The 19,991-nt window shown below is 70.9% G+C and carries 19 protein-coding genes, 2 rRNA genes and 1 pseudogene; 9 read left to right on the top strand and 13 right to left on the bottom strand.

The features are described 5' to 3' along the window. Both H297_RS44440 and rrf read left to right on the top strand, forming a co-directional pair. Positions 1–112 (top strand): 23S ribosomal RNA (locus H297_RS44440); the annotation flags it as partial. An 85-nt stretch (positions 113–197) separates the two neighbouring features. Continuing rightward, positions 198–314: ribosomal RNA gene (rrf, locus tag H297_RS0120905) — 5S ribosomal RNA — on the top strand. A gap of 135 nt (positions 315–449) precedes the next feature. Here the strand turns inward: rrf and H297_RS43780 are convergent. From H297_RS43780 to H297_RS0120930, 5 genes are all read right to left on the bottom strand, one after another. Then, complete coding sequence (locus H297_RS43780; protein ID WP_064744853.1) at positions 450–2,138, bottom strand: hypothetical protein; 1,689 nt, start codon at positions 2,136–2,138, stop codon at positions 450–452. A 65-nt stretch (positions 2,139–2,203) separates the two neighbouring features. Then, positions 2,204–3,637, bottom strand: coding sequence for an ATP-binding protein (locus tag H297_RS0120915; RefSeq protein WP_027738649.1), 1,434 nt, complete (start codon positions 3,635–3,637; stop codon positions 2,204–2,206). A 96-nt stretch (positions 3,638–3,733) separates the two neighbouring features. Continuing rightward, on the bottom strand, positions 3,734–5,299 hold the full coding sequence (locus H297_RS0120920) for an SCO6880 family protein (protein ID WP_027738650.1): 1,566 nt from the start codon (positions 5,297–5,299) through the stop codon (positions 3,734–3,736). Next, a complete protein-coding gene (locus tag H297_RS0120925) occupies positions 5,296–6,669 on the bottom strand; it encodes a hypothetical protein (RefSeq protein WP_027738651.1) in 1,374 nt (457 codons plus the stop codon). Before H297_RS0120925 ends, H297_RS0120920 begins: the two co-directional genes overlap by 4 nt. Then, complete coding sequence (locus H297_RS0120930) at positions 6,659–7,534, bottom strand: DUF8175 domain-containg protein (protein ID WP_027738652.1); 876 nt, start codon at positions 7,532–7,534, stop codon at positions 6,659–6,661. The genes H297_RS0120925 and H297_RS0120930 overlap by 11 nt, the downstream gene beginning before the upstream one ends. Before the next feature lie 381 nt (positions 7,535–7,915). Between H297_RS0120930 and H297_RS0120935 the strand changes: the two genes are divergently transcribed. Continuing rightward, positions 7,916–8,215: a YiaA/YiaB family inner membrane protein gene (locus H297_RS0120935; protein WP_027738653.1), complete on the top strand. Its 300-nt coding sequence runs from the start codon at positions 7,916–7,918 to the stop codon at positions 8,213–8,215. An 8-nt stretch (positions 8,216–8,223) separates the two neighbouring features. On the opposite strand, the pseudogene H297_RS37580 reads toward H297_RS0120935, so the two are convergent. The 3 genes and pseudogenes from H297_RS37580 to H297_RS0120950 form a co-directional block, all read right to left on the bottom strand. Then, a pseudogene (locus H297_RS37580) lies at positions 8,224–8,948 on the bottom strand (DUF4865 family protein). Between the two features lie 130 nt (positions 8,949–9,078). Continuing rightward, positions 9,079–9,750 carry a class I SAM-dependent methyltransferase gene (locus H297_RS0120945; RefSeq protein ID WP_027738654.1) on the bottom strand — a complete coding sequence of 224 codons (672 nt, stop codon included), beginning with the start codon at positions 9,748–9,750 and terminating at the stop codon, positions 9,079–9,081. A 60-nt stretch (positions 9,751–9,810) separates the two neighbouring features. Next, positions 9,811–10,119: a hypothetical protein gene (locus H297_RS0120950; RefSeq protein ID WP_016472248.1), complete on the bottom strand. Its 309-nt coding sequence runs from the start codon at positions 10,117–10,119 to the stop codon at positions 9,811–9,813. Positions 10,120–10,460: 341 nt separating this feature from the next. Here H297_RS0120950 and H297_RS0120955 point away from each other — a divergent pair, with 341 nt between their 5' ends. Beyond that, a complete protein-coding gene (locus H297_RS0120955) occupies positions 10,461–11,438 on the top strand; it encodes a bifunctional lytic transglycosylase/C40 family peptidase (protein WP_027738655.1) in 978 nt (325 codons plus the stop codon). A 277-nt stretch (positions 11,439–11,715) separates the two neighbouring features. Beyond that, positions 11,716–12,450, top strand: a complete 735-nt coding sequence (locus H297_RS37585) for a phosphatase PAP2 family protein (protein ID WP_037794960.1) — start codon at positions 11,716–11,718, stop codon at positions 12,448–12,450. Positions 12,451–12,636: 186 nt separating this feature from the next. Here H297_RS37585 and H297_RS43320 read toward each other — a convergent pair whose 3' ends face one another. Further along, positions 12,637–12,849, bottom strand: coding sequence for a hypothetical protein (locus H297_RS43320; RefSeq protein WP_037794962.1), 213 nt, complete (start codon positions 12,847–12,849; stop codon positions 12,637–12,639). A 467-nt stretch (positions 12,850–13,316) separates the two neighbouring features. Between H297_RS43320 and H297_RS0120970 the strand changes: the two genes are divergently transcribed. Next, positions 13,317–14,291, top strand: a complete 975-nt coding sequence (locus H297_RS0120970; RefSeq protein ID WP_037794988.1) for an SCO4651 family lipoprotein — start codon at positions 13,317–13,319, stop codon at positions 14,289–14,291. A gap of 137 nt (positions 14,292–14,428) precedes the next feature. Next, on the top strand, positions 14,429–14,659 hold the full coding sequence (locus H297_RS37595) for a hypothetical protein (RefSeq protein WP_037794965.1): 231 nt from the start codon (positions 14,429–14,431) through the stop codon (positions 14,657–14,659). Between the two features lie 44 nt (positions 14,660–14,703). Here H297_RS37595 and H297_RS0120980 read toward each other — a convergent pair whose 3' ends face one another. After that, the gene (locus H297_RS0120980; protein WP_027738657.1) at positions 14,704–15,072 is read right to left on the bottom strand and encodes a metal-sensitive transcriptional regulator; all 369 of its coding nucleotides are present in this window, start codon (positions 15,070–15,072) and stop codon (positions 14,704–14,706) included. Positions 15,073–15,279: 207 nt separating this feature from the next. Between H297_RS0120980 and H297_RS0120985 the strand changes: the two genes are divergently transcribed. Together H297_RS0120985 and H297_RS0120990 are read left to right on the top strand one after the other, a co-directional pair. Beyond that, entirely contained in the window at positions 15,280–15,900 is a 621-nt protein-coding gene (locus H297_RS0120985; protein ID WP_027738658.1) for a DUF47 domain-containing protein, read from the top strand. A 6-nt stretch (positions 15,901–15,906) separates the two neighbouring features. Further along, positions 15,907–16,902 (top strand): inorganic phosphate transporter, encoded by a 996-nt coding sequence (locus tag H297_RS0120990; protein WP_027738659.1) that lies wholly within the window; start codon positions 15,907–15,909, stop codon positions 16,900–16,902. Between the two features lie 123 nt (positions 16,903–17,025). On the opposite strand, the gene pstB is transcribed toward H297_RS0120990, so the two are convergent. The 3 genes from pstB to pstC are packed head-to-tail and all read right to left on the bottom strand — an operon-like array spanning position 17,026 to position 19,897. Beyond that, positions 17,026–17,802: a phosphate ABC transporter ATP-binding protein PstB gene (pstB, locus tag H297_RS0120995; protein ID WP_027738660.1), complete on the bottom strand. Its 777-nt coding sequence runs from the start codon at positions 17,800–17,802 to the stop codon at positions 17,026–17,028. A 32-nt stretch (positions 17,803–17,834) separates the two neighbouring features. Beyond that, the gene (pstA, locus tag H297_RS0121000; protein ID WP_027738661.1) at positions 17,835–18,908 is read right to left on the bottom strand and encodes a phosphate ABC transporter permease PstA; all 1,074 of its coding nucleotides are present in this window, start codon (positions 18,906–18,908) and stop codon (positions 17,835–17,837) included. Next, positions 18,905–19,897: a phosphate ABC transporter permease subunit PstC gene (pstC, locus tag H297_RS0121005; protein ID WP_027738662.1), complete on the bottom strand. Its 993-nt coding sequence runs from the start codon at positions 19,895–19,897 to the stop codon at positions 18,905–18,907. Before pstC ends, pstA begins: the two co-directional genes overlap by 4 nt. Positions 19,898–19,991: the final 94 nt, after the last annotated feature.

Below are 19,991 nucleotides of genomic sequence, written 5' to 3' on the forward strand. Positions count from 1 at the left end.
TCCCCCTGTGAGGGGTTAAGGCTCCCTGGAGATGACGGGGTTGATAGGCCGGATCTGGAAGCCCAGTAATGGGTGGAGGTGACCGGTACTAATAGGCCGAGGGCTTGTCCATAGAGGCTCGCGTCCACTGTGTGGGTTCTGAGACAACAACCCCGACACAACCCTTTCGTGGGTGTGTGTTGGTGTGTGTTGTGTGTTTCGGTGGTCATAGCGTGAGGGAAACGCCCGGTTACATTCCGAACCCGGAAGCTAAGCCTTTCAGCGCCGATGGTACTGCATGCGGGAGCGTGTGGGAGAGTAGGACGCCGCCGAACTTTGTGTAGGGAAAGCCCCGTTGGCCCAGCCAACGGGGCTTTTCTTTTGCCCGCGTACCGTGGCTCTCTGCCGGTACGCGGTTTCGGTATGTGCGGCGACCCGGGCTCGGAGGCTTTCGGGGACGGTCTCTCGGGTCAGCGATCGGTGTTCGGGCCGCCCAGGGTGGCCGAGCCGTCGAGGCGGCCTCGTCCGTCGGGGACGTTCAGCCGCAGCACCGCCGTCAGTGGTGGGTCGAGCCGGCCGTCAGATGACCGTGCGGCCATGCGGCGGCCGTGCTCGACCACGCTCTCGGTGAGTGCGTTGAGGATCGGCAGCAGCTCCGGATCCGCGCCCACTACATACAGCGTGCCCGTTTCGGCGACGAACGATTCCACCGCGAGCCGATCGGCTCGTTCTGCGGTGCAGGCGTTGCGGACGTGGAGCTGTCCGAGGGGCGCGAGAGCCCTGCGGATCAGGGCCAGGGCGTCGGCGCGCAGCTGCGGGTGGCCTGTCAGGGCGGCCTCCAGCTCACCCGCGGCGCCTGCCATGGCCTGGGGATGGGTGCGCAGGATGCGGACCGCGTCCCCGGTCTGCCCCGTCGCCAGGGACCAGCGGTGCACCTCGCGGAACGGGCGCTTGTCCAACGCCGCCGCGTGCAGCCAGCAGCGGAGCATCGTCTCAGCCGTGGTGTGTGTCGTCGCATCGATGGGACGCGGCGAGCGCAGGGGCGCCAGGAGAGCTGTCGCGCGGGAGGCGGCCGTCGCACGGTCCGTGCAGCCGTGGTGGGGTGACCAGCGGAGGCGGTCGGGGGTGTCACAGGCGTGCGTCGGGTCGAAGAGGTGGACGGGGCCCAGTTTGGCGCGTGCCGTTTTCGTGGCGGTCCACAGCTCAGGTGTGGCGCAGGTGACGAGGGCGGCGCCGGGGGCCTCCATGGCCTGGGCCACGGCGTCCTCGTGGCTGTCGCCCGCACGGTGCTGTCCGGGAACAGGGGCAAGGCCGGGGAGACCGGAGAGTCGGGACGCCGCGTCGTCGGTGCCTGCGCCGCCGCCCCGTTGGCCGGTGCCGTTGGGGGGTCCGGGGACGGCTGTTGTGCCGTTCACTGCTGCGCCGCCGTCGGTGGCTCCGTCCGGGCCCAGGTGGCGCGTACCGTTCGCAACCCCGGCGCTGCCGGGTGAGGGCGTACCGTCCGGAGCGCCCGCGTAGCCGGGAAAGGGCGCCTCGCCCGCGGTGCTCGTGGCCCCGACGGTGGTGTTCGGCACCGCGGGCCCGACGTCGAGCGGCGGCTGTGGTGTTGTTCGAGCGGGGTCGGAGGCAGCGCCCCGGGTCGGGCTCTTCGCTGCGGAAGGGCTTTCCACTGCCGTGGCGGTCTCCGTGGCGGCGGTGGTGTCCGTGGCTTCCGCCGGGCGGTGCCGGGTGCGCCTTCCGGCCTGGCGGACGGCGCGGGCGCGGGCGATCGTGCCCATCACGAACACCGTGAGGACGAGCAGCACCATGAGCTGGCCGACGAAGATTCCCCAGAAGAGGCCGTAGCCGGAGAGTTGTCCGTGCGGGGTGGCGGGCCAGGCTCCGGCGACGTCGTGGGGGCGGGCGATCAGTTCGCGGATGGCGAGCGGCGTTCTGCCGAAGGTGACATCGTCCGGCCAGGCGCCGTGGGAGAAGAGGCCGGCCAGTCCGGTCGCCGTCCATACGAAGACGGCGAGGCCGAGGAGGAGGGCCAGTGCGCCGACCAGCAGCCCGTCGGGGATGCCGCCGCCCGCGCCGCCGGTCGTGCGGCGTGGCCGGTACGGGGCGCGCCCGCCGTGGTGGGGCGGGTGCTCACGGTCGTCGTCTGGGTCGTATCGCATCGGCACCGGTATTCAAGCGAGGCGGGTCGGTTGCGGCGCGCTCCCCGACGCCGGGGTACGGCGGGTCATGCCACGGTGGATCCCGAGGAGGGGCCGCCGGACGAGGAGCGCTCCATCGCCAGCGCGCGGGCCTCGCTCTCCGTGTCCAGGTCCGCCTCCAGAGCCGTCTCGAAGGCGAAGCCCGGGTCCGTGGAGCTCTCCGTCATCGCCCGGTCGGTGAAGACGAGGGGGCGTTCGGACTCGGTGACCAGGTGTTTGACGACCTGGACGTTGCCGTTGACGTCCCATACGGCGATGCCGGGCGAGAGGGTGGGGATGATCTCGACCGCCCAGCGGGGCAGGCCGAGGACCTTTCCGGTGGCGCGGGCCTCGTCGGCTTTCTGGGCGTAGATGGTGCGGGTGGAGGCCATTTTGAGGATGGCGGCGGCCTCGCGGGCGGCGGCGCCGTCGACGACGTCGGAGAGGTGGTGGACGACGGCGACGAACGAGAGGCCCAGACGGCGGCCGAACTTGAGCAGCCGCTGGAACAATTGCGCGACGAAGGGGCTGTTGATGATGTGCCAGGCCTCTTCGACCAGGAAGATCCGCTTGCGCCGGTCGGGGCGGATCCAGGTGTGTTCCAGCCAGACACCGACGATGGCCATGAGGATCGGCATGGCGATGGAGTTGCGGTCGATGTGGGAGAGGTCGAAGACGATCAGGGGCGCGTCCAGGTCGATGCCGACCGTGGTGGGGCCGTCGAACATGCCGCGCAGGTCGCCGTCGACCAGCCGGTCGAGGACGAGGGCGACGTCCAGGCCCCAGTCGCGGACGTCGTCGAGGGCGACGTTCATCGCCTCGGCCGACTCCGGCTTGGGGTGGCGCAGCTGTTCGACGATGTCCGTGAGGAGGGGCTGCCGGTCCTTCGTCGTGGCGTTGACGTAGGCGTGGGCGACCTTCAGGGCGAAGCCGGAGCGCTCGTCCAGTCCGTGGCCCAGCGCGACCTCGATGATGGTGCGCAGCAGCGCCAACTGGCCGGTGGAGGTGATGGCCGGATCCAGCGGGTTGAGGCGGATGCCCTGGTCGAGCGCGGCGGTGGGGTCGAGGCGGATCGGGGTGATGCCCATCTCCTCCGCGATCAGGTTCCACTCGCCGACGCCGTCCTCGCCCTGCGCGTCCAGCACCACGACCTGCCGGTCGCGGAAGCGCAACTGCCGCAGCACGTACGTCTTCTCCAGCGCCGACTTGCCGTTGCCCGACTCGCCCAGAACCAGCCAGTGCGGGGCGGGGAGCTGCTGGCCGTACAGCTGGAAGGGGTCGTAGATGTAGCCCTTTCCGCTGTAGACCTCGCGGCCGATGATGACGCCGGAGTCGCCGAGGCCGGGCGCGGCGGTCGGCAGGTAGACGGCCTGCGCCTGCCCCGTGGACGTACGGACGGGCAGGCGGGTCGTCTCCGTCTTGCCGAACAGGAAGCTGGTGAACGCTTCGGTGATCGCGGACAGGGGATCGAGCGCGGCCATGCTGGCTACCTCCGGCCTGGAGCGGCGGTGCGGCGAGGGTGGGGCGGCGGTACGGTGCCGAGGCAGACAGGTCTCATGCGGGGCTCCTTCCGCGCCTCAGCGCCGTATTCCGGTGGCGAACGGGAGGGTGTTGACGAAGGCGCGGTGGTGTTCGCGGTCGCACCACTCCAGTTTCAGGTAGCTCTTGCCCGCGGAGGCCCGGATGGTGCGCTTGTCGCGGGCGAGCCCTTCGGGGGAGCGGGAGGAGACCGTGATGTAGCCGACGAGGTTGACGCCGGCCGCACCCGAGGCCAGGTCGTCGCCGCGCTGGTCCACGCGGCCGTGCGCGGCCACGTCCCGCGGGTCGACGGTGCGGTTCATCTTGGCCGAACGGCTCGCCTCCGCCTCGTCGTTCGTCTTCTCCGTCAGCATGCGTTCGATGGCCAGCTCGGTCGGTTCCAGGTCCATCACCACGGCCACGGTGCGGATCACGTCCGGGGTGTGAACGAGCAGCGGCGCCAGGAAGTTCACGCCCACCGGTGTCATCGGCCACTCCTTGACCCAGGCGGTGGCGTGGCACCAGGGGGCGCGGGTCGTCGACTCGCGGGTCTTGGCCTTCAGGTAGGTCGGCTCGACGGCGTCGAGCTCGGCGGGCCAGGCGTTGCGCTTGGACATCGCCTGGATGTGGTCGATGGGGTGGTCCGGGTCGTACATCGAATGCACGAGCGAGGCCAGCCGGGCCTGGCCCAGTGGCTGCCGCACCCGGATGTCGGCCTCGGCCAGCCGGGCGCAGATGTCCGTCAACTCGCGGGCCATCACGATGGCCAGCCCCTCGTCGCGCGAGAGTTTGCGCCCCGCCGTGTGCCGGGCCGCCTTGGCGATGGTGGCCCCCTCGGTGGCCAGCTCCCGCCCGTAGTGCATGCACGCCACCAGGTAGGCCCGGTGCTGCTCGCTGGAGGTGGAGACCATCGACTGCAACTGGTCGTACGACGAGCGCAGCCACGGTGCGGCACGTCCGTCGCCGCGCTGGGCGACGTCCTTGGCGTGCGCGTCGGGGTCCGCGGGCAGCGTACGGGCCAGCATCTGCAGCCGCGTGACGTAACCGTCGCCGTTCGCCACGTGCTTGAGGAGGGTGCCGAAGCGGTCGACCAGCGCCTCCTGGTCCTCGCTGTCGCGCAGCCCCACACCCGGGCCCTCGATCTCTATGGCCGCGGTGACTGTGCGGCGGTCCGCGTGCAGCAGCACAGCGATCTCGTCCGGCCCGAACGGCGCCGACAGCCACGCGATACGGCCCACACCGGGCGGCGGGCCGATCTCCACCTCGCGGCCGTCGAGAGCCGTACCCGCCTCGGCCGCATCCGAACGGTAAGCCGTACCGCGGCGCAACAGCCGCTTGTAGGAACGGTTGATCTCGAACCACCTGTAGAACGTGCGGCCCTTGTACGGAACGTAGACCGCGGCCAGCGCGATCGCCGGGAAACCCACCAGGGCCGGGATACGGAGGGAGAGGACCGGAATCAGCAGGCCGCTCATCATGCCGAAGAACGCGCCGACCACGATCAGCGCGATCTCGCCGGTGTCGCGGTTCTTGCCGACGATCGCGTTCGGCCGGGCCCGGCCGATCATGTACGTGCGGCGCTGGGTCGACAGACCCGCACCCGCCGTGTGCGACGGCGAGGTCATCCGCGGTCACCTCCCGAAGGACGAGGACGGTTCGGCTGCGAACGGCCCGCGGAGCCCGCCGGGCCGGGTGCGCCCCGGCGGGGCGGGCGGGACGAGTGCGGGGTGCCGCCCGTGGACGACGGCACCGGGGCCGCGGACGGCGGTGCCGCCTGGCGGGGCGGGGCGGAGGCCTCCTCGGTCCCGCCGCCCCCGCCGCGGGAGCTGTGGGCGGCCACACCGCCGGAGACGGCGGGGCCGGAAGCCGGGCCGCCGCCCGGTCCGGAGCCCGAGGCGTTGGCGGCGGCTGCGCCTTGGCCGCCGCCGCGGCCGCCGTGCGTCGTGATGCCCTGACGCACCAGCGCCGCCGGCGACGACACCGCGGCAGCCGCGCCGCGCGAGGAGGCGCGCACCGCCTGGCGGTGGCTGGCGATGTCGTCACCGAAGCCCGGCACGAACCGGTAGATCATGGCGCTCGCGAAGATCGCCAGCAGGATGATCGCCAGGCCCGAGACCACCGCCGAGACCGAATCGGGCCCGTCACCGCCCGCGAGGGCGCCCGCCAGGCCGAGCACGATCACGATGACGGGTTTCACGAGGATCACGGCGATCATGATGCCTGCCCAGCGGCGGACGTGGCCCCACATGTTCTTGTCGACCAGGCCCGCGTAGACGGCCGTGCCCAGCAGGGCGCCCACGTACAGCAGGGCGGCGCGTACCACCAGCTCCAGGTACAGCACCCCTGCCGCCAGGACGGACACCAGGGAGACCACGATCAGCATGATCGGGCCGCCGCCGATGTCGTTGCCCTTCTTGAGGGCCGTGGCGAACGTGCCGAAGAACTTGTCCGTCTCCTTGTCCGTACCCGCCGCGACGATGTCCGTGACCGAGTCCGTCGCCGAGACCACCGTGTACAGGATCAACGGGGTGAAGGCCGAGGCCAGGACCGTCAGCCACAGGAAGCCGACCGCCTCCGTGATCGCCTCCGTGAACGGCACCCCGCGCACGGCCCGCTTGGCCACCGCCAGCAGCCACAGGGTCAGCGTCAGGATCGTCGACGCCGCGAAGACCACGGCGTACTGGCGCAGGAAGTCCGTGTTCGTGAAGTCCACCTTCGTGGTGGAGTCCACGAGCTTCGCCAGCTTGTTCACCATCCAGCTTGCGGCTTCGGCACAGCCTTTGGCGAGGGAGGAGAGGGGGTCGGTGGGGTCGGTGGCGGTGCCTGGGGAGCCGCCGCCTCCACCGTCACCGCCCTGCTCGCAGTAGTTGTTGGCTGGGCCGTAGCAGGGCTCGCCCGGCTCCGCTACGGCCTGCGTCGCAGACAGCACGCCTGTTGCCTGGACGCCGACCAGGACAGTCGCGAGGGCGAAAGTACGACGTCGACTAGCGGGCATAGGTGAACCCTCCGAACCCATCCACTGCATCGGCCATTTCGTCGGCAGGGGAGGCAGCCTGATCCCTGCCGACAGGCGTGGGGCCGTCCTTCTGCTTGACGTTCCTGATCTTCCAGTCGCCGTTCGTCCAGGTCAGATCGAAGCTATTGGTGTACCAGCTCTCGGCCACAGGATGCTTGGACTCCTCGCCGGCCAGACCGAACAGGGCTGAGTACCAGACAGAGACTCTGGCCTTGTCGTGTGCGTAATCGACCGCCTTTGCGCCGACGGGCATCGCCCGGGCCACGAACGTCGAACCCTTGGGAGGTTTGCCGTCTTCGTCCAAGCCGACCTTCGCGAGGAATTCGGGGTTCCCGTAGGCCTTCTCGACATCGGCTTGGCGTTCAGCGGCAACATCCGGGGCGTAGACGGACTTGATGACCTTCTTCCGGGTGGCTGCGGTGTACATGTCCGGCCCGTTCAAAGCAACCACGTAGTTCGCTGCCGCGCTTTGGGCGCCTTGCTCGGTGTGGGGGAAGTCGGAGGGGATGCCGGCGGTGGGATTCTTCACGGGTTTTTCACCGGTGGGGGCGGTGGGGTGGGGGCCGGAGCCGGTCCGGGGGGAGTCGTCGGTGGAGTCGCCCGCGTTGTCGCCGCCCTCCCCGCCGCGGTTGGCGAAGGCGATGGCGGCGATGAGCAGGACGATCACCGCGACGACGGTGATGAGGTTGCGGCCGGGGCGGGTGGGTGGGCGCCCGCCGCTGCCGCCCGTCTCACTGCCCGGTAGGCGCGTACGCGTCGCCGTACGGCCGCCTTCCAGTGCGCCGGGCGCGTTGTCGCTCGTGCGAGTACGCCCGTCGTACTCGTCGCCGCCGCCGATGTTCATGCCGGGCTGGCCCCCTCGACCTCTGTCGCTCAACTGCCGTCACTGCATTGTCTCCTCAGATGACGGTAGCGGGGTCACACCGCGCATGTGCCGAGTGCAGGGGAGGTGTTCGGCAGCATCTCGAACAGTGGGCGGGTGCCTGCTGTGTGCGTTATTGCCGTTCGGGGGCTGTCTACGCGTGCGCCGGTGGGGTGGGCGGTGTGAAGGGAGTGAACGCCGGGTGGTGAGCGGGGTGGCCGGGCGGGGCCGGGGTGTTCGGCGGGTGCGCCAGGTGCGCCCCCCGAGCACCCTCGTGCGGGCACGATGCCCTGGGGCCGGGATGAGTACGCGGTGAGTAGCCGTACCCATGCGGGCGGGCCCGCGTGTTGGGACGCTCAGGGCATGAGTGAGACGACTGCTTCGGTTCAGAGGCCGACGACGACCGCGTTCTTCGTGCAATCGGCGATTGCTTTCGGGGTGGCTGTGCTGGCGCTGCTCGTGGGCATCGTGCGGATGCCGGTGGGGCAGTGGGAGCGGGGGTTCCTCGGGTTGGGGCTGGTCTTCCTGGTGACGTCCACGTTCACGCTGGCCAAGTGCGTACGGGACCGGCAGGAGGCGGCGGAGGTGACGAACAAGGTGGACAAGGCCCGGCTCGACAAGTTGCTGTCGGAGTCGGACCCGTTCGGGGCGGGGCCCGGCTGAGGGCCGGGCTACCAGGCGCGGCCGTGCGGGAGTTGGGCCAGGCCGGGCGCGGACAGGTGGAGGACCTCGTAGCGTTCGGTGGCGGAGTCCGCGATTTCCGACCCCGCCACGGTCCCCGCCGCCGTGGCCGCGTCCGTGTCCTGCCACAGCGCGAAGCGGAGCAGTTGCCAGTGGTGCGGGTCGAGGGCGAGGGCTGCCGTGTGGAGGCCGGGGTGACCGGCGAGGGTGTGCAGGTCCTCGACGGCGCGGGTGACGAGCGCGGCCAGGCCCTCTCCGGTGACGGTCTCGCCGGTGAGGCCCTCCGTGGTGGCGCCCTGGGAGGGGGAGCCCGGGGCGGGGGAGCCCGAAGTGGTGGGGTTCTCCGTGTCGGTTGCCGTGGGGAGCGGGGTGAGGCGGCGGGTGGCTGTGCGGGGGGAGGTGTGCCGGGCGGGGCCGGCGACGCAGGCGATGCCCGTCCAGTGGCGCACGGTGGGGCGGCCGAAGTCGCGGACGATGCGGTGGAATCCGCCGTCGCCGAACAGGAAGTGGCTCATGGCGGCGGTGTCGTGCCACAGGTAGAACGGCGCGTACTGGTTGACGGGGGAGCCGTCGAGGCCGCGTTCGCGGATGAGTAGGCCTTCAGGCCCAGTCCGGCTCGTTCGTCCAGGAGGTGGCCGCCGCGGGCGACGCGGTCGCGGATGACGTGCATGTCGTAGTCGGCGGGGAGGGTGATCTCGTACTGCTTCGCATACATGACACAGCAGTGTACATACTAGTAGGTACAGAGAGGGCGGCACTCCCCCACGATCGATGGTCCGGGGGGCAGTCCCGGGGGGGAGAGAGACGGGGCCGTGGAGCGGTGTGGCGGCCGTGCCTGCTTGCGGCTACGGGCGCTTGCGCGCCAGCGTCACCCCGTCCCGCAGGGGCAGCATGACGGACTGCATACGGTCGTCGGCGGTGACCATGTCGTTCGTGTGGCGGACGGCGATGTCCGCCTCCTCCTGTGCGGCCGGGTCCACCACGCGGCCCGCCCGCAGTACGTTGTCCAGGACGAGGAGTCCGCCGGGGCGCAGCCGGGGCACCAGCTCGTCGTAGTAGGCCGGGTAGCCCGTCTTGTCGGCGTCGATGAAGGCGAAGTCGACGAACTCGTCCCGGGGCAGGGCGCGCAGCGTCTCGGCGGCCGGGGCGAGGCGGAGGTCGATCCGGTCGGTGAGGCCGGCGCGCTGCCAGTAGCGGCGGGCGACAGCCGTCCACTCCTCGGAGACGTCGCAGGCGAGGAGCCGGCCTTCCGGGGGGAGGCCGCGTGCGATGCAGATCGAGGAGTAGCCGGTGAACACGCCGACCTCGACGGCGGTCACGGTGCCCTGGCCGGCGCCGCGTGCGGCTGCCGCCAGTCGGACGAGCAGCGTGAGGAACTCGCCCTCGTCGTGCGTGATCTGCATCGAGGTGCCGGGCACCAGGGCGTGGGTCTCCTCGACGAGGTCGCGCAGGACGTCGTCGGCGGGCGTGCAGTGTGCCAGCAGGTAGTCGTCGAGGGCAGGGTTGACGATGTCCATGGGGCTCCCGGGAAGGGCGAGGGTGGGCGGGCGCCTGCCGGCGGAGGAGGGGTGCGCCTGCTAGACGGCCATGCCGTAGACGATGGTGAAGAGGGTGCCGAGGGAGCCGATGATGAACACGCCGGTCAGTCCGGCGACGATCAGGCCCTTCCCCTGTTCGGCGCTGAAGGTGTCGCGCAGGGCGGTCGCGCCGATGCGCTGCTTGGCAGCGCCCCAGATGGCGATGCCCAGGCACAGGAGGATGGCCACGGCCATGATGACCTCGATCATCACGCGTGCCTCGTGCCCGAGCGAGCCGAACGGCCCCCAGTCGGGAGCGATTCCGCCGATGATGGTGGTGATATCGCCTTTGTCAGCCGCCAGGAACATGGTGAACTCACCGCCTCGTTTCAGGGTTGGTCTCTGACGGATTGTGCCACGCCCCGGTGACATGAGGGGGTGCCGCGCTTGCCCTAAGTGCCCCTGCTCGTGGGTGGCTTGCCGGAACCGTACGCATCCGTGCGCCGTTGACCTGTCGACGGGAGCCCCACGGAGCACGGGTGGAGCACAGATGGAGCCCGGTGAGGCACCGGGGGAGCGTTCCGGGGGTGACCGTGCGACGTGTTCACACCCGTGCTTTTTGTCCGCCGTTCCGCTGGGGCGCGTGGGCTGGAATGATGAGGGGCGTCGTCGGGAAGTGAACTGGTGTCCTGTGGGGGAGGGTTGGCGGGGTGAGCCGGAAGAAGGTGTGGCTGGTGGTGGGCGGCGGGCTGGGGGTCTTCTCCCTGTTCGTGGCGCTGCTCGTGCTGGGCACCTACGTGGCTTCGGCCAGCTTGTTCGGGCGTGCCGGTGGTGCGGTCGGGCTCGCCAAGGGCTCCGTGCCCGCCGCCTACGCGGGGCTCGTGCAGAAGTGGGGCAAGCTGTGCGACGCCCTCAACCCGGCGGTGCTGGCGGCCCAGCTCAAACAGGAGAGCGGCTTCCGGGCGGACGCGCAGAGCGGAGCGCAGGCGCAGGGGATAGCCCAGTTCATCCCCGGCACCTGGGCGGTCCACGGGTTCGACGCCAACAAGGACGGCAAGACGAGCGTGTGGGACCCCGAGGACGCCATCCCCTCGGCGGCCAAGTACGACTGCTCGCTGGCCGGCAACGTGAAACACGTCTCCGGTGATGCCACGGACAACATGCTGGCCGCGTACAACGCGGGCCCGTACGCGGTGATCAAGTACGGCGGGGTGCCGCCGTACAGCGAGACGAAGAACTACGTCTCGACCATCCGCAGGATGGAGGACAGCTTCGCCGCGCCCACCGGGCCGCTCAACCCGACCAAGGCGGGCGCCGGCGCCATCGCCTTCGCGCAGAGCAAGCTGGGCACCCCGTATCTGTGGGGCGGCAACGGCACCCCGGAGCAGGGCGGCCGGTTCGACTGCTCGGGCCTGACGAAGGCGGCGTACAAGAAGGTCGGCGTCGAGCTGCCCCGGGTGGCCAACGACCAGTACGACGCCGGGCCGCATCCCAAGCGCAGCGAGCTGCTCCCCGGGGACCTGGTGTTCTTCGCCAACGATCTGACCAGCTCGCGCTCCATCCACCATGTGGGCATCTACGTCGGGGGTGGCAAAATGATCAACGCCCCCTACACGGGAGCGACCATCCGGTACGACCCGATCGACAGCCCGGACTACTTCGGGGCGACCCGCCCGAGCGCCAAGTGAGCCTCCTCGGACCCCCTCCGCCAGTGGGGACGGAGCCGGCGCGCGGTTGTGTGCGCAGCGCAGGGATTGCGTCAACAATCCGTGAGGCATAGGCCCTGAGCTGCGTCGATGGGTCACCCTTGGGTAACGTCCTGGTGATCGTTCGGTAATCACGGAACGGTTCGCCTGCCGCAGTGCGTTTTTCTCCGCGGAACGGGACTTCCGCACCGCGACCACGGGGGGTCGTCAGCGCAGATCCAGCCATGAGCACACAGCCGAAGTGAGGGGCCGCACCGCGATGGCACTCTGGGACAACCCCGATGTCGAACTTCTCTACGACATCAACGGCCTGGCCAAAGACGCACCCACCTGGGCCGACCGGACCATGGAGTACGTCGGGGAGTACGGCATCGCCGTGGGGCTCGTCGCGCTGGCCCTGTGGGCCTGGTGGGGCGTCACCCGCAAGCGCGAGAGCCGGGAGGAGGCCCTGGCAGGTTTCGCCGGGCTCGTCTGGGCGCCGCTGGCGGCCCTCGTCGCCCTCGCCGTCAACATCCCCATCCGCGGCTTCGTCGAGCGGCCCCGCCCCTTCCTGGAACACAAGGGGGTGGACGTCCTGGTCCAGGGCAAGACGGACTTCTCCTTCGTGAGCGACCACGCCACCCTCACCATGGCCATCGCCGTCGGCATCTTCATGGTCCAGCGCAAGCCGGGCCTCGTCGCCATCGCCCTCGCCGTGCTGGAGGGCTTCTGCCGCGTCTACATGGGCGTCCACTACCCGACCGACGTCGTCGGCGGCCTCGCGCTGGGCACCGCCGTCGCGCTGCTGCTCGCCCCCGTCGCCATGTGGGCGCTCACCCCGCTGGTCGGCTTGGTGGCCGGCAACGCCCGCATCGAGACGCTGCTGTGGGCGGGCGCCACCCCGGCGGGCCGGGATGGCGGAAACGGCCCGGAGGCGGGCGGCGACGGCCGCCCCGCCGGTCACCGGGAGGGCACCGCTGCGCGCCGCACCTCGGACCGGGATCTGGCGGCCTGAGACCACGCCGCCTCCCTCCGGCACGGCCTGCCCCCTCACGCGCCTGCGCCCCCGCCGTTCCGTACGGCGGGGGCGCTGTCGTACCGGAGCGTTCCGGAACTCGTACCGGAGAGGCCGGAACTCGTGCCGGAGGGAGGCGGACTGCGTCGCGAGGGCGTGCGTCGGGGGCGGCGGTGCCGGTGCCGGTCACCCGGCCTCGTGGGCGAGAGCGTCCGCGCGGGCGCGGTCGCGGGCGCGGCGTGCGGGGCCGCGCCAGCCGCAGGTGCAGGACGCGGAGCAGAAGGCGCCCCGTTCGCTCAGCGACGCGGTGTGTGCCCGCCCGGCGGCGGGCCGCACCCCGGAGGCGGGGGCGTCCGCGGGGCGAGGGTCCGGCTGGTGTTCGGGGGCTCGCTCTCGCACGTGACCACCGTACGCGGGCCGTGACGGGCCCTGACAGCCTCTCGTTGCCTCGGTGAACCGACGGATCCGGACCGGCCCGCGACCGGTACGGCAGCGACCCGGAACGAGAGGTCGGCGGGATGGCAGTGGGGCGGCCCGGGTGGCTGAGGCGACGGCCATGGGGCAACACGAAGCGGTCGATGCGGCTGCCGAGGCTGGCGCGGCCGGTGCGGCCGGCCCGGCCGCGGCGGTGGGGCCGACCGACGTGGCCGGTGCGGCCGGCCCGGTCGCAGCGAGCGGCGCGATCGATGCGGCCGGCGCGACCGGCGCGGTCGATGCGGCTGCTGCGGTCGGCGCGGCTGCTGCCCTCGTCGCGGTCGGTGCGGGTGGCACGGCCGGTGAGGACGGCGCGTTCCGTGCGGCCGGTGCGGGCGCCGTGGTTCCGGGCACAAGGCGCGACGGTACGGTCGCCCCTCCCGGCAGTCGCGGTGGGGGCGGTACTGGCCACCGTGGCGCTGGCCGGCTGCTCCGGGGACGGCGCCTCCGCCACCGCCGGGGTCCCCACCGCGGCCCGTCCCTCCAGCCCGGGACGGGCCGCGGTCGTGAAGGCCGCCGACACCCTGGCCCGCGCCGGTTCCGCGCGGGTGCGCACCGCCATGGAGATGGCCAGCGGCGGCACCCGCGTCACCATCGACGGGCGGGGCACCTTCGATCTGTCGCGCGCCCTGGGCAGGCTCCGTATCACCCTGCCGCCCGGCGCGGACGGGGCGCGGCCGGGGGAGCGCAGGCCCGTCACCGAGCTGATCACCCCTGACGCGCTGTTCATGCGCAACCGCGCGGGCGTGCCCGGCGACAAGTGGGTCCGGGTGGCGCTCGCCGGGCTGCCGGACGGCAACCTGGTGACGGGCGGGGTGACGGATCCGGTCACCTCCGCACAGCTGCTGCGGGGTGCCCGGCGGGTCGGCTACGAGGGGGTCACCGAGCTGGAGGGCGTACGGGTGTGGCACTACAGCGGGGTGGTCGACATCGAGCGCGCGGCACAGGCGGCGCCACCGCGGGCCCGGCACCGGCTGCGCGTGGCGGAGAAAGGGTTCTCCGGCCGTACGGTGCCCTTCGACGCCTACCTCGACGCGCAGGGGCGGCTGCGCAAGGTGCAGCACCGGTTCGCCTTCACCACGGACGCGACGGCCGGCGCGGGAGCCGCCGGGCCCTCGGGAACCGCGGGTACTGCGGGGGCTGAGGGGACTTCGGGAACGGCGGGTGCTCCGGGCGCCGCCGAGGAGACCCCCGCCCCCTCCGCGACCTCGGCGTCTCCCGCGTCCCCGCCACCTCACCCGGCTCCGGACCCGGGCCTGGACCTGACCGTCTCGTCCACGACGTGGCTGTCCGGTTTCGGGACGCCTGTCCGTATCACCATGCCTGCGTCCGGGGACATCTGGGCGGGCGAGATCGCCGCTCCGTGACCGGGCGTTGATCCGGTAAATGGTTCGGAAGGGCCATGCGCGGAGGGTGCGGTACTCCCTACGCTGGGAAGCTGGGCGCGGGGCCGGCCGTGGCACTCCTCGCCCAGCGGATACGCGGAGCACGGGAGGTGATACGGGTGCCTGTACCGAAGCGCGACGACAGGGGCGACGGCCGTGGTGGCCGTCGCCGACGGGGTTCGCTGACGCCGGATCACCAGGATCACGCGGCCCTCGCGGAGATCGAGCTGTGCGGCGAGCTGATGATCGCCGCGTCCGCCGCCAAGGGGCCGCTGAGCGCGGCCCGTATCGACGAGGTGCTGCGGCACGCCGCTGTCGAACTGGACGATGTCACCGGACCGACCCGCTAGCCGCACCGGGCCGACGGACGGGTCGGCCCCTCCTCCGCGCCGGGTCAGGTGCGCAGGAGGCGGGCGATGGCGGCGGTGGCTTCCTCCACCTTGGCGTCCATCTCGGCGCCGCCGTCCTGCGCGGCGTGTGCGACGCAGTGGCGCAGGTGCTCCTCCAGGAGTTGGAGGGCGAAGGACTGCAGTGCCTTGGTGGAGGCGGAGACCTGCGTGAGTATGTCGATGCAGTAGACGTCCTCGTCGACCATCCGCTGGAGCCCGCGGATCTGCCCCTCGATGCGGCGCAGTCGCTTGACGTGAGCGTCCTTGTTCTTGGTGTAGCCGTGCTCTCCGGTGGCCGCGTGTGCCGAGCAGCACTCGGAGGTGGCTTCGGCCACGGTGTCCGGCGTCTGAGGCGTGCCCTGTGGCGGCGTCATTGGGGTCCTCCAGGTGGTGACGAGAGGCGGACGGGGCCGGAGCACCGGGGCCCCATATACCCCTCGTGGGTATAGGATACCGGACTTCTCGGAGCCCGCTTCAGCGCGCGGGCCTCCATGGGTGACACTGGGGACGCCGGTTCGCTGTGGCCGGATGATGCGCCTAGCATCAACGAGACCGTCATCGATGCACCCCGAGGACCCCCAGTGCGCTTTCGTCTGACCCCCAGGGAGACGAGCTTCTACGACATGTTCGCGGCCTCCGCGGACAACATCGTGACCGGCTCGAAACTCCTCATGGAACTGCTCGGGGCGGATTCCTCCGCGCGAACCGAACTCGGCGAACGGATGCGCGCAGCGGAGCACGCCGGGGACGACGCGACGCACGCGATCTTCCACCAGCTCAACTCCTCCTTCATCACCCCGTTCGACCGTGAGGACATCTACAACCTGGCGTCCTCCCTCGACGACATCATGGACTTCATGGAGGAGGCCGTCGACCTCGTCGTCCTCTACCAGATCGAGGAGCTCCCCAAGGGTGTCGAGCAGCAGATCGAGGTCCTGTCGCGGGCGGCGGAGCTGACCGCCGAGGCGATGCCGAACCTGCGGACGATGGACAACCTCACCGAGTACTGGATCGAGGTCAACCGGCTGGAGAACCAGGCCGACCAGATCCACCGCAAGCTGCTCGCGCACCTGTTCAACGGCAAGTACGACGCCATCGAGGTCATGAAGCTCAAGCAGGTCGTGGACGTGCTGGAGGAGGCCGCGGACGCCTTCGAGCACGTCGCCAACACCGTCGAGACCATCGCGGTCAAGGAGTCCTGACGCTCCGTGGACACCTTCGCGCTGATCGTGACCGTCGGTGTCGCGCTCTTCTTCACGTATACGAACGGCTTCCACGACTCCGCGAACGCCATCGCGACGTCGGTCTCCACCCGGGCGCTGACCCCGCGGGCGGCGCTGGCCATGGCTGCCGTGATGAACCTCGCGGGTGCCTTTCTCGGCAGCGGTGTGGCCAAGACGGTCAGTGAGGGGCTGATCGAGACACCGCAGGGCGACCGCGGTATGGGCATCCTGTTCGCCGCGCTCGTCGGTGCGATCGTCTGGAACCTCGTCACCTGGTACTTCGGGCTGCCGTCGTCCTCCAGCCACGCGCTGTTCGGCGGTCTGGTCGGCGCGGCGCTGGCCGGCGGCATCGCGGTGGTCTGGTCGGGCGTGGTCGAGAAGGTCGTCGTCCCGATGTTCCTCTCGCCCCTGGTCGGACTCGTTCTCGGCTACCTGGTGATGTGCGTCATCCTGTGGCTGTTCCGCAAGTCCAACCCGCACCGTGCCAAGCGGGGCTTCCGGATAGCGCAGACCGTCTCGGCGGCGGGCATGGCGCTGGGGCACGGCCTGCAGGACGCGCAGAAGACCATGGGTGTGGTGGTCATGGCGCTGTCCATCGCCGATGTCCAGCAGCACAACGAGATCCCGATCTGGGTCAAGTTCGCCTCGGCCGCGATGCTGTCGCTGGGCACCTACGCGGGTGGCTGGCGCATCATGCGGACCCTGGGGCGGCGCATCATCGAGCTGGACCCGCCGCAGGGTTTCGCCGCGGAGACCACCGCCGCGTCCGTCATGTACAGCGCCTCGTTCATGTTCCACGCGCCCATCTCGACCACCCACGTGATCACTTCGGCGATCATGGGTGTCGGCGCGACGAAGCGGGTCAGCGCGGTGCGCTGGGGTGTCGCGAAGAACATCATCATGGGCTGGTTCATCACCATGCCCGCCGCCGCGGTCGTCGCGGCGGTCATCTTCTGGGCGGTCCGGCTCGTCTTCGGCTGAGTGCCGGGCCCGCCCCCGTCGGAAGGGGGCGGGCCCGTGACTGCCGCCGGCAGGAGGAGGCCCGCGGTGGCACCGCCATGCAGCACCGCGGGCGGTCTGTGGGTGGAGGGGGCGGGCCGGGGCTTACCCGAACCGGCCGGAGATGTAGTCCTCCGTCGCCTGCACGGACGGGTTGGAGAAGATCCGCTCCGTCTCGTCGATCTCCACCAGTTTGCCGGGCGCGCCGACCTGGGCGAGGTTGAAGAAGGCGGTGCGGTCCGAGACCCGTGCCGCCTGCTGCATGTTGTGCGTGACGATCACGATGGTGAAGCGCGACTTGAGCTCCCCGACGAGGTCCTCGATGGCGAGGGTGGAGATCGGGTCGAGCGCCGAGCAGGGCTCGTCCATCAGCAGCACCTGCGGTTCGACGGCGATGGCCCGCGCGATGCACAGCCGCTGCTGCTGCCCGCCGGAGAGGCCGGATCCGGGCCGGTTGAGCCGGTCCTTGACCTCGTTCCACAGGTTGGCGCCCCGGAGGGACTTCTCGACGACGTCGTCGAGTTCGCTCCTGCGGTGGTCGCCGTTGAGCCGCAGACCGGCCGCGACGTTGTCGTAGATGGACATCGTCGGGAACGGGTTGGGCCGCTGGAAGACCATGCCGATGGTGCGGCGTACGGAGACGGGGTCGACGCCGGTGCCGTACAGGTCCTCGTCGTCGAGCATCACCTTGCCCTCGACGCGGCCGCCCGGCGTCACCTCGTGCATCCGGTTGAGGGTGCGCAGGAACGTGGACTTTCCGCAGCCGGACGGTCCGATGAAGGCGGTCACCGAGCGCGGCTCGACGGTCATGGAGATGTCGTCGATGGCGCGGAAGGAGCCGTAGTAGGCGCTGAGGCCACTGACGTCGATGCGCTTGGCCATGGGGTCACTTCCTTGGGGGTTCGTAAGCTGCCTCAGTGCTGGGGGGCCTTCCAGCGGGCGATGCCGCGGGCGACCAGGTTGAGGATCATGACGAAGGCGATGAGCACCAGGGCGGCCGCCCAGGCGCGGTCGTAGGAGGGCTCGTTGCCGTTGGCCCACTGCTCGTAGACGTAGTACGGGAGCGAGGACTGGGCGCCGTCGAAGGGGTTGGCGTTGATCTGCGCGGAGCCGAAGACCAGCAGCAGGACGGGCGCGGACTCGCCGGCGACGCGGGCGACGGCCAGCATGACGCCGGTGGTGATGCCGCCGACCGCGGTCGGCAGGACGACCTTGAGGATCGTCCTCCACTTCGGTACGCCCAGTGCCAGCGACGCCTCGCGCAGTTCGTCCGGTACGAGCTTGAGCATCTCCTCCGTCGAGCGCACGACGATCGGCATCATCAGGATCGCCAGCGCCATCGCGCCCGCGAAGCCGGAGTAGCCGAAGTCGAGGATGATGATCCAGAACGAGAGGACGAACAGCCCGGCGACGATGGAGGGAATGCCGGTCATGACGTCCACGAAGAAGGTGACGGCCTTCGCGAGCCGGCCCCTGCCGTACTCGACGAGGTAGACCGCGGTCAGCAGCCCGAGCGGCGCGGCGATCACGGTGGCCAGGCCGACCTGTTCCAGGGTGCCGATCAGCGCGTGGTAGATCCCGCCGCCCTCGTCCATGGTGATGACGCCGTTCATGGAGTGGGTCAGGAAGTGCCCGTCGAGCGCCCTGCTGCCGCGGGTGACCGTCTCCAGGACGAGGGAGGCCAGTGGAACGACGGCCAGCAGGAAGCAGACCCAGATGAAGCTGGTCGCCAGCCGGTCCTTGGCCTGCCGCGCGCCTTCCACGGCCGAGGCCAGGACGGCGGTGAGCACGACGTAGAGCGCGGCGGCGATCAGCCCCCACTGGACGCGGCTGTCCAGCCCGGCCACCAGGCCGGTGCCGGCGCCGAGTGCGGCGGCGAGCGCGGCCAGCCCGAGCGGGGCCCAGCGCGGCAGCCGGGGCCGGTGCAGGGTGGGGCCGGTGGCGGCGAGGTCGGGGGAGGCGGCGTCGGCCACGGCGGTCCGGCTCATGCTTGCGCTCCCGAGTACTCCTTGCGGCGCGCGATGATGAGGCGGGCCGCGCCGTTGACCAGCAGGGTGATGACGAACAGGACCAGGCCGGAGGCGATCAGCGCGTCCCGCCCGGTGGCTCCGGCCTCCTTGAAGCCGGCGGCGATGTTCTGCGCGAAGGTGCCGCCGCCGGGCTCCAGCAGGCTGGCGTGGAGGAGGAAGCTGGGGGAGAGGACCGTCGCGACGGCCATCGTCTCGCCCAGCGCGCGGCCCAGGCCCAGCATGGCGGCGCTGATCACGCCGGAGCGGCCGAAGGGCAGCACCGAGATGCGGATGACCTCCCACCGGGTCGCGCCCAGTGCGAGGGCCGCCTCCTCGTGCATCTTCGGCGCCTGCCGGAAAACTTCGCGGGAGACGTTGCTGACGATCGGCAGAATCATGATCGCGAGCAGGATCCCGGCGGTGAACAGGGAGCGGGCGGCCCCGCCCTCGTAGGAGAAGACGCCGGTCCAGCCGAGGTAGTCGTCCAGCCATTCGTACAGGCCGGTCAGGTGCGGGACGAGGAAGAGCGCGCCCCACAGGCCGTAGACGATCGAGGGCACGGCTGCCAGCAGGTCGATGACGTACCCGAGCGGGGTCGCCAGTCTGCGCGGCGCGTAGTGCGAGATGAACAGCGCGATGCCCACGGCGACGGGTACGGCCACCACCATCGCGACGAGCGAGCTGACGACGGTGCCGAACGCGAGGACGGCGATCCCGAAGCGGGGCGGGTCCGCGTTGGCGTCCCACTCGAAGGCGGTGAGGAAGTCGGCTTCGTCGGCGCTGATGGCGAGCGTCGCCCGCCAGGTGAGGAAGACGGCGATCGCGGCCATGATCACCAGAAGCGCGATGCCGGAGCCCCGGGAGAGGCCGAGGAATATTCGGTCACCCTTGCGGGTGGGGCTCTTGGGCGCGGTCGCCTGCACGGGGGCCGCGGGGCCCGCTGAGGCGGGCGGGGTCTCGGTAGCCATGGTTTCTCCGGTCTGGCTGGTGCGGGCTGTTGCGCGCGGCATGGCGTCGCGGAGCGGCCCTTCGGCGGTGCACCGGATCGTTCGGCGTTCCGTG

The organism is Streptomyces sp. CNT360, assembly GCF_000424785.1.

Excerpts from the sequence above, each read along its gene's own strand:
- pstA (WP_027738661.1), bottom strand. The coding sequence starts at position 18,908 with ATGAGCCGGACCGCCGTGGCCGACGCCGCCTCCCCCGACCTCGCCGCC.
- H297_RS0120935 (WP_027738653.1), top strand. The coding sequence starts at position 7,916 with ATGAGTGAGACGACTGCTTCGGTTCAGAGGCCGACGACGACCGCGTTC.
- pstB (WP_027738660.1), bottom strand. The coding sequence starts at position 17,802 with ATGGCCAAGCGCATCGACGTCAGTGGCCTCAGCGCCTACTACGGCTCC.
- H297_RS0120915 (WP_027738649.1), bottom strand. The coding sequence starts at position 3,637 with ATGGCCGCGCTCGATCCCCTGTCCGCGATCACCGAAGCGTTCACCAGC.
- H297_RS0120945 (WP_027738654.1), bottom strand. The coding sequence starts at position 9,750 with ATGGACATCGTCAACCCTGCCCTCGACGACTACCTGCTGGCACACTGC.
- H297_RS0120925 (WP_027738651.1), bottom strand. The coding sequence starts at position 6,669 with ATGCCCGCTAGTCGACGTCGTACTTTCGCCCTCGCGACTGTCCTGGTC.
- H297_RS0120930 (WP_027738652.1), bottom strand. The coding sequence starts at position 7,534 with ATGAACATCGGCGGCGGCGACGAGTACGACGGGCGTACTCGCACGAGC.
- pstC (WP_027738662.1), bottom strand. The coding sequence starts at position 19,897 with ATGGCTACCGAGACCCCGCCCGCCTCAGCGGGCCCCGCGGCCCCCGTG.
- H297_RS43780 (WP_064744853.1), bottom strand. The coding sequence starts at position 2,138 with ATGCGATACGACCCAGACGACGACCGTGAGCACCCGCCCCACCACGGC.
- H297_RS0120980 (WP_027738657.1), bottom strand. The coding sequence starts at position 15,072 with ATGACGCCGCCACAGGGCACGCCTCAGACGCCGGACACCGTGGCCGAA.
- H297_RS0120950 (WP_016472248.1), bottom strand. The coding sequence starts at position 10,119 with ATGTTCCTGGCGGCTGACAAAGGCGATATCACCACCATCATCGGCGGA.
- H297_RS0120920 (WP_027738650.1), bottom strand. The coding sequence starts at position 5,299 with ATGACCTCGCCGTCGCACACGGCGGGTGCGGGTCTGTCGACCCAGCGC.
- H297_RS37585 (WP_037794960.1), top strand. The coding sequence starts at position 11,716 with ATGGCACTCTGGGACAACCCCGATGTCGAACTTCTCTACGACATCAAC.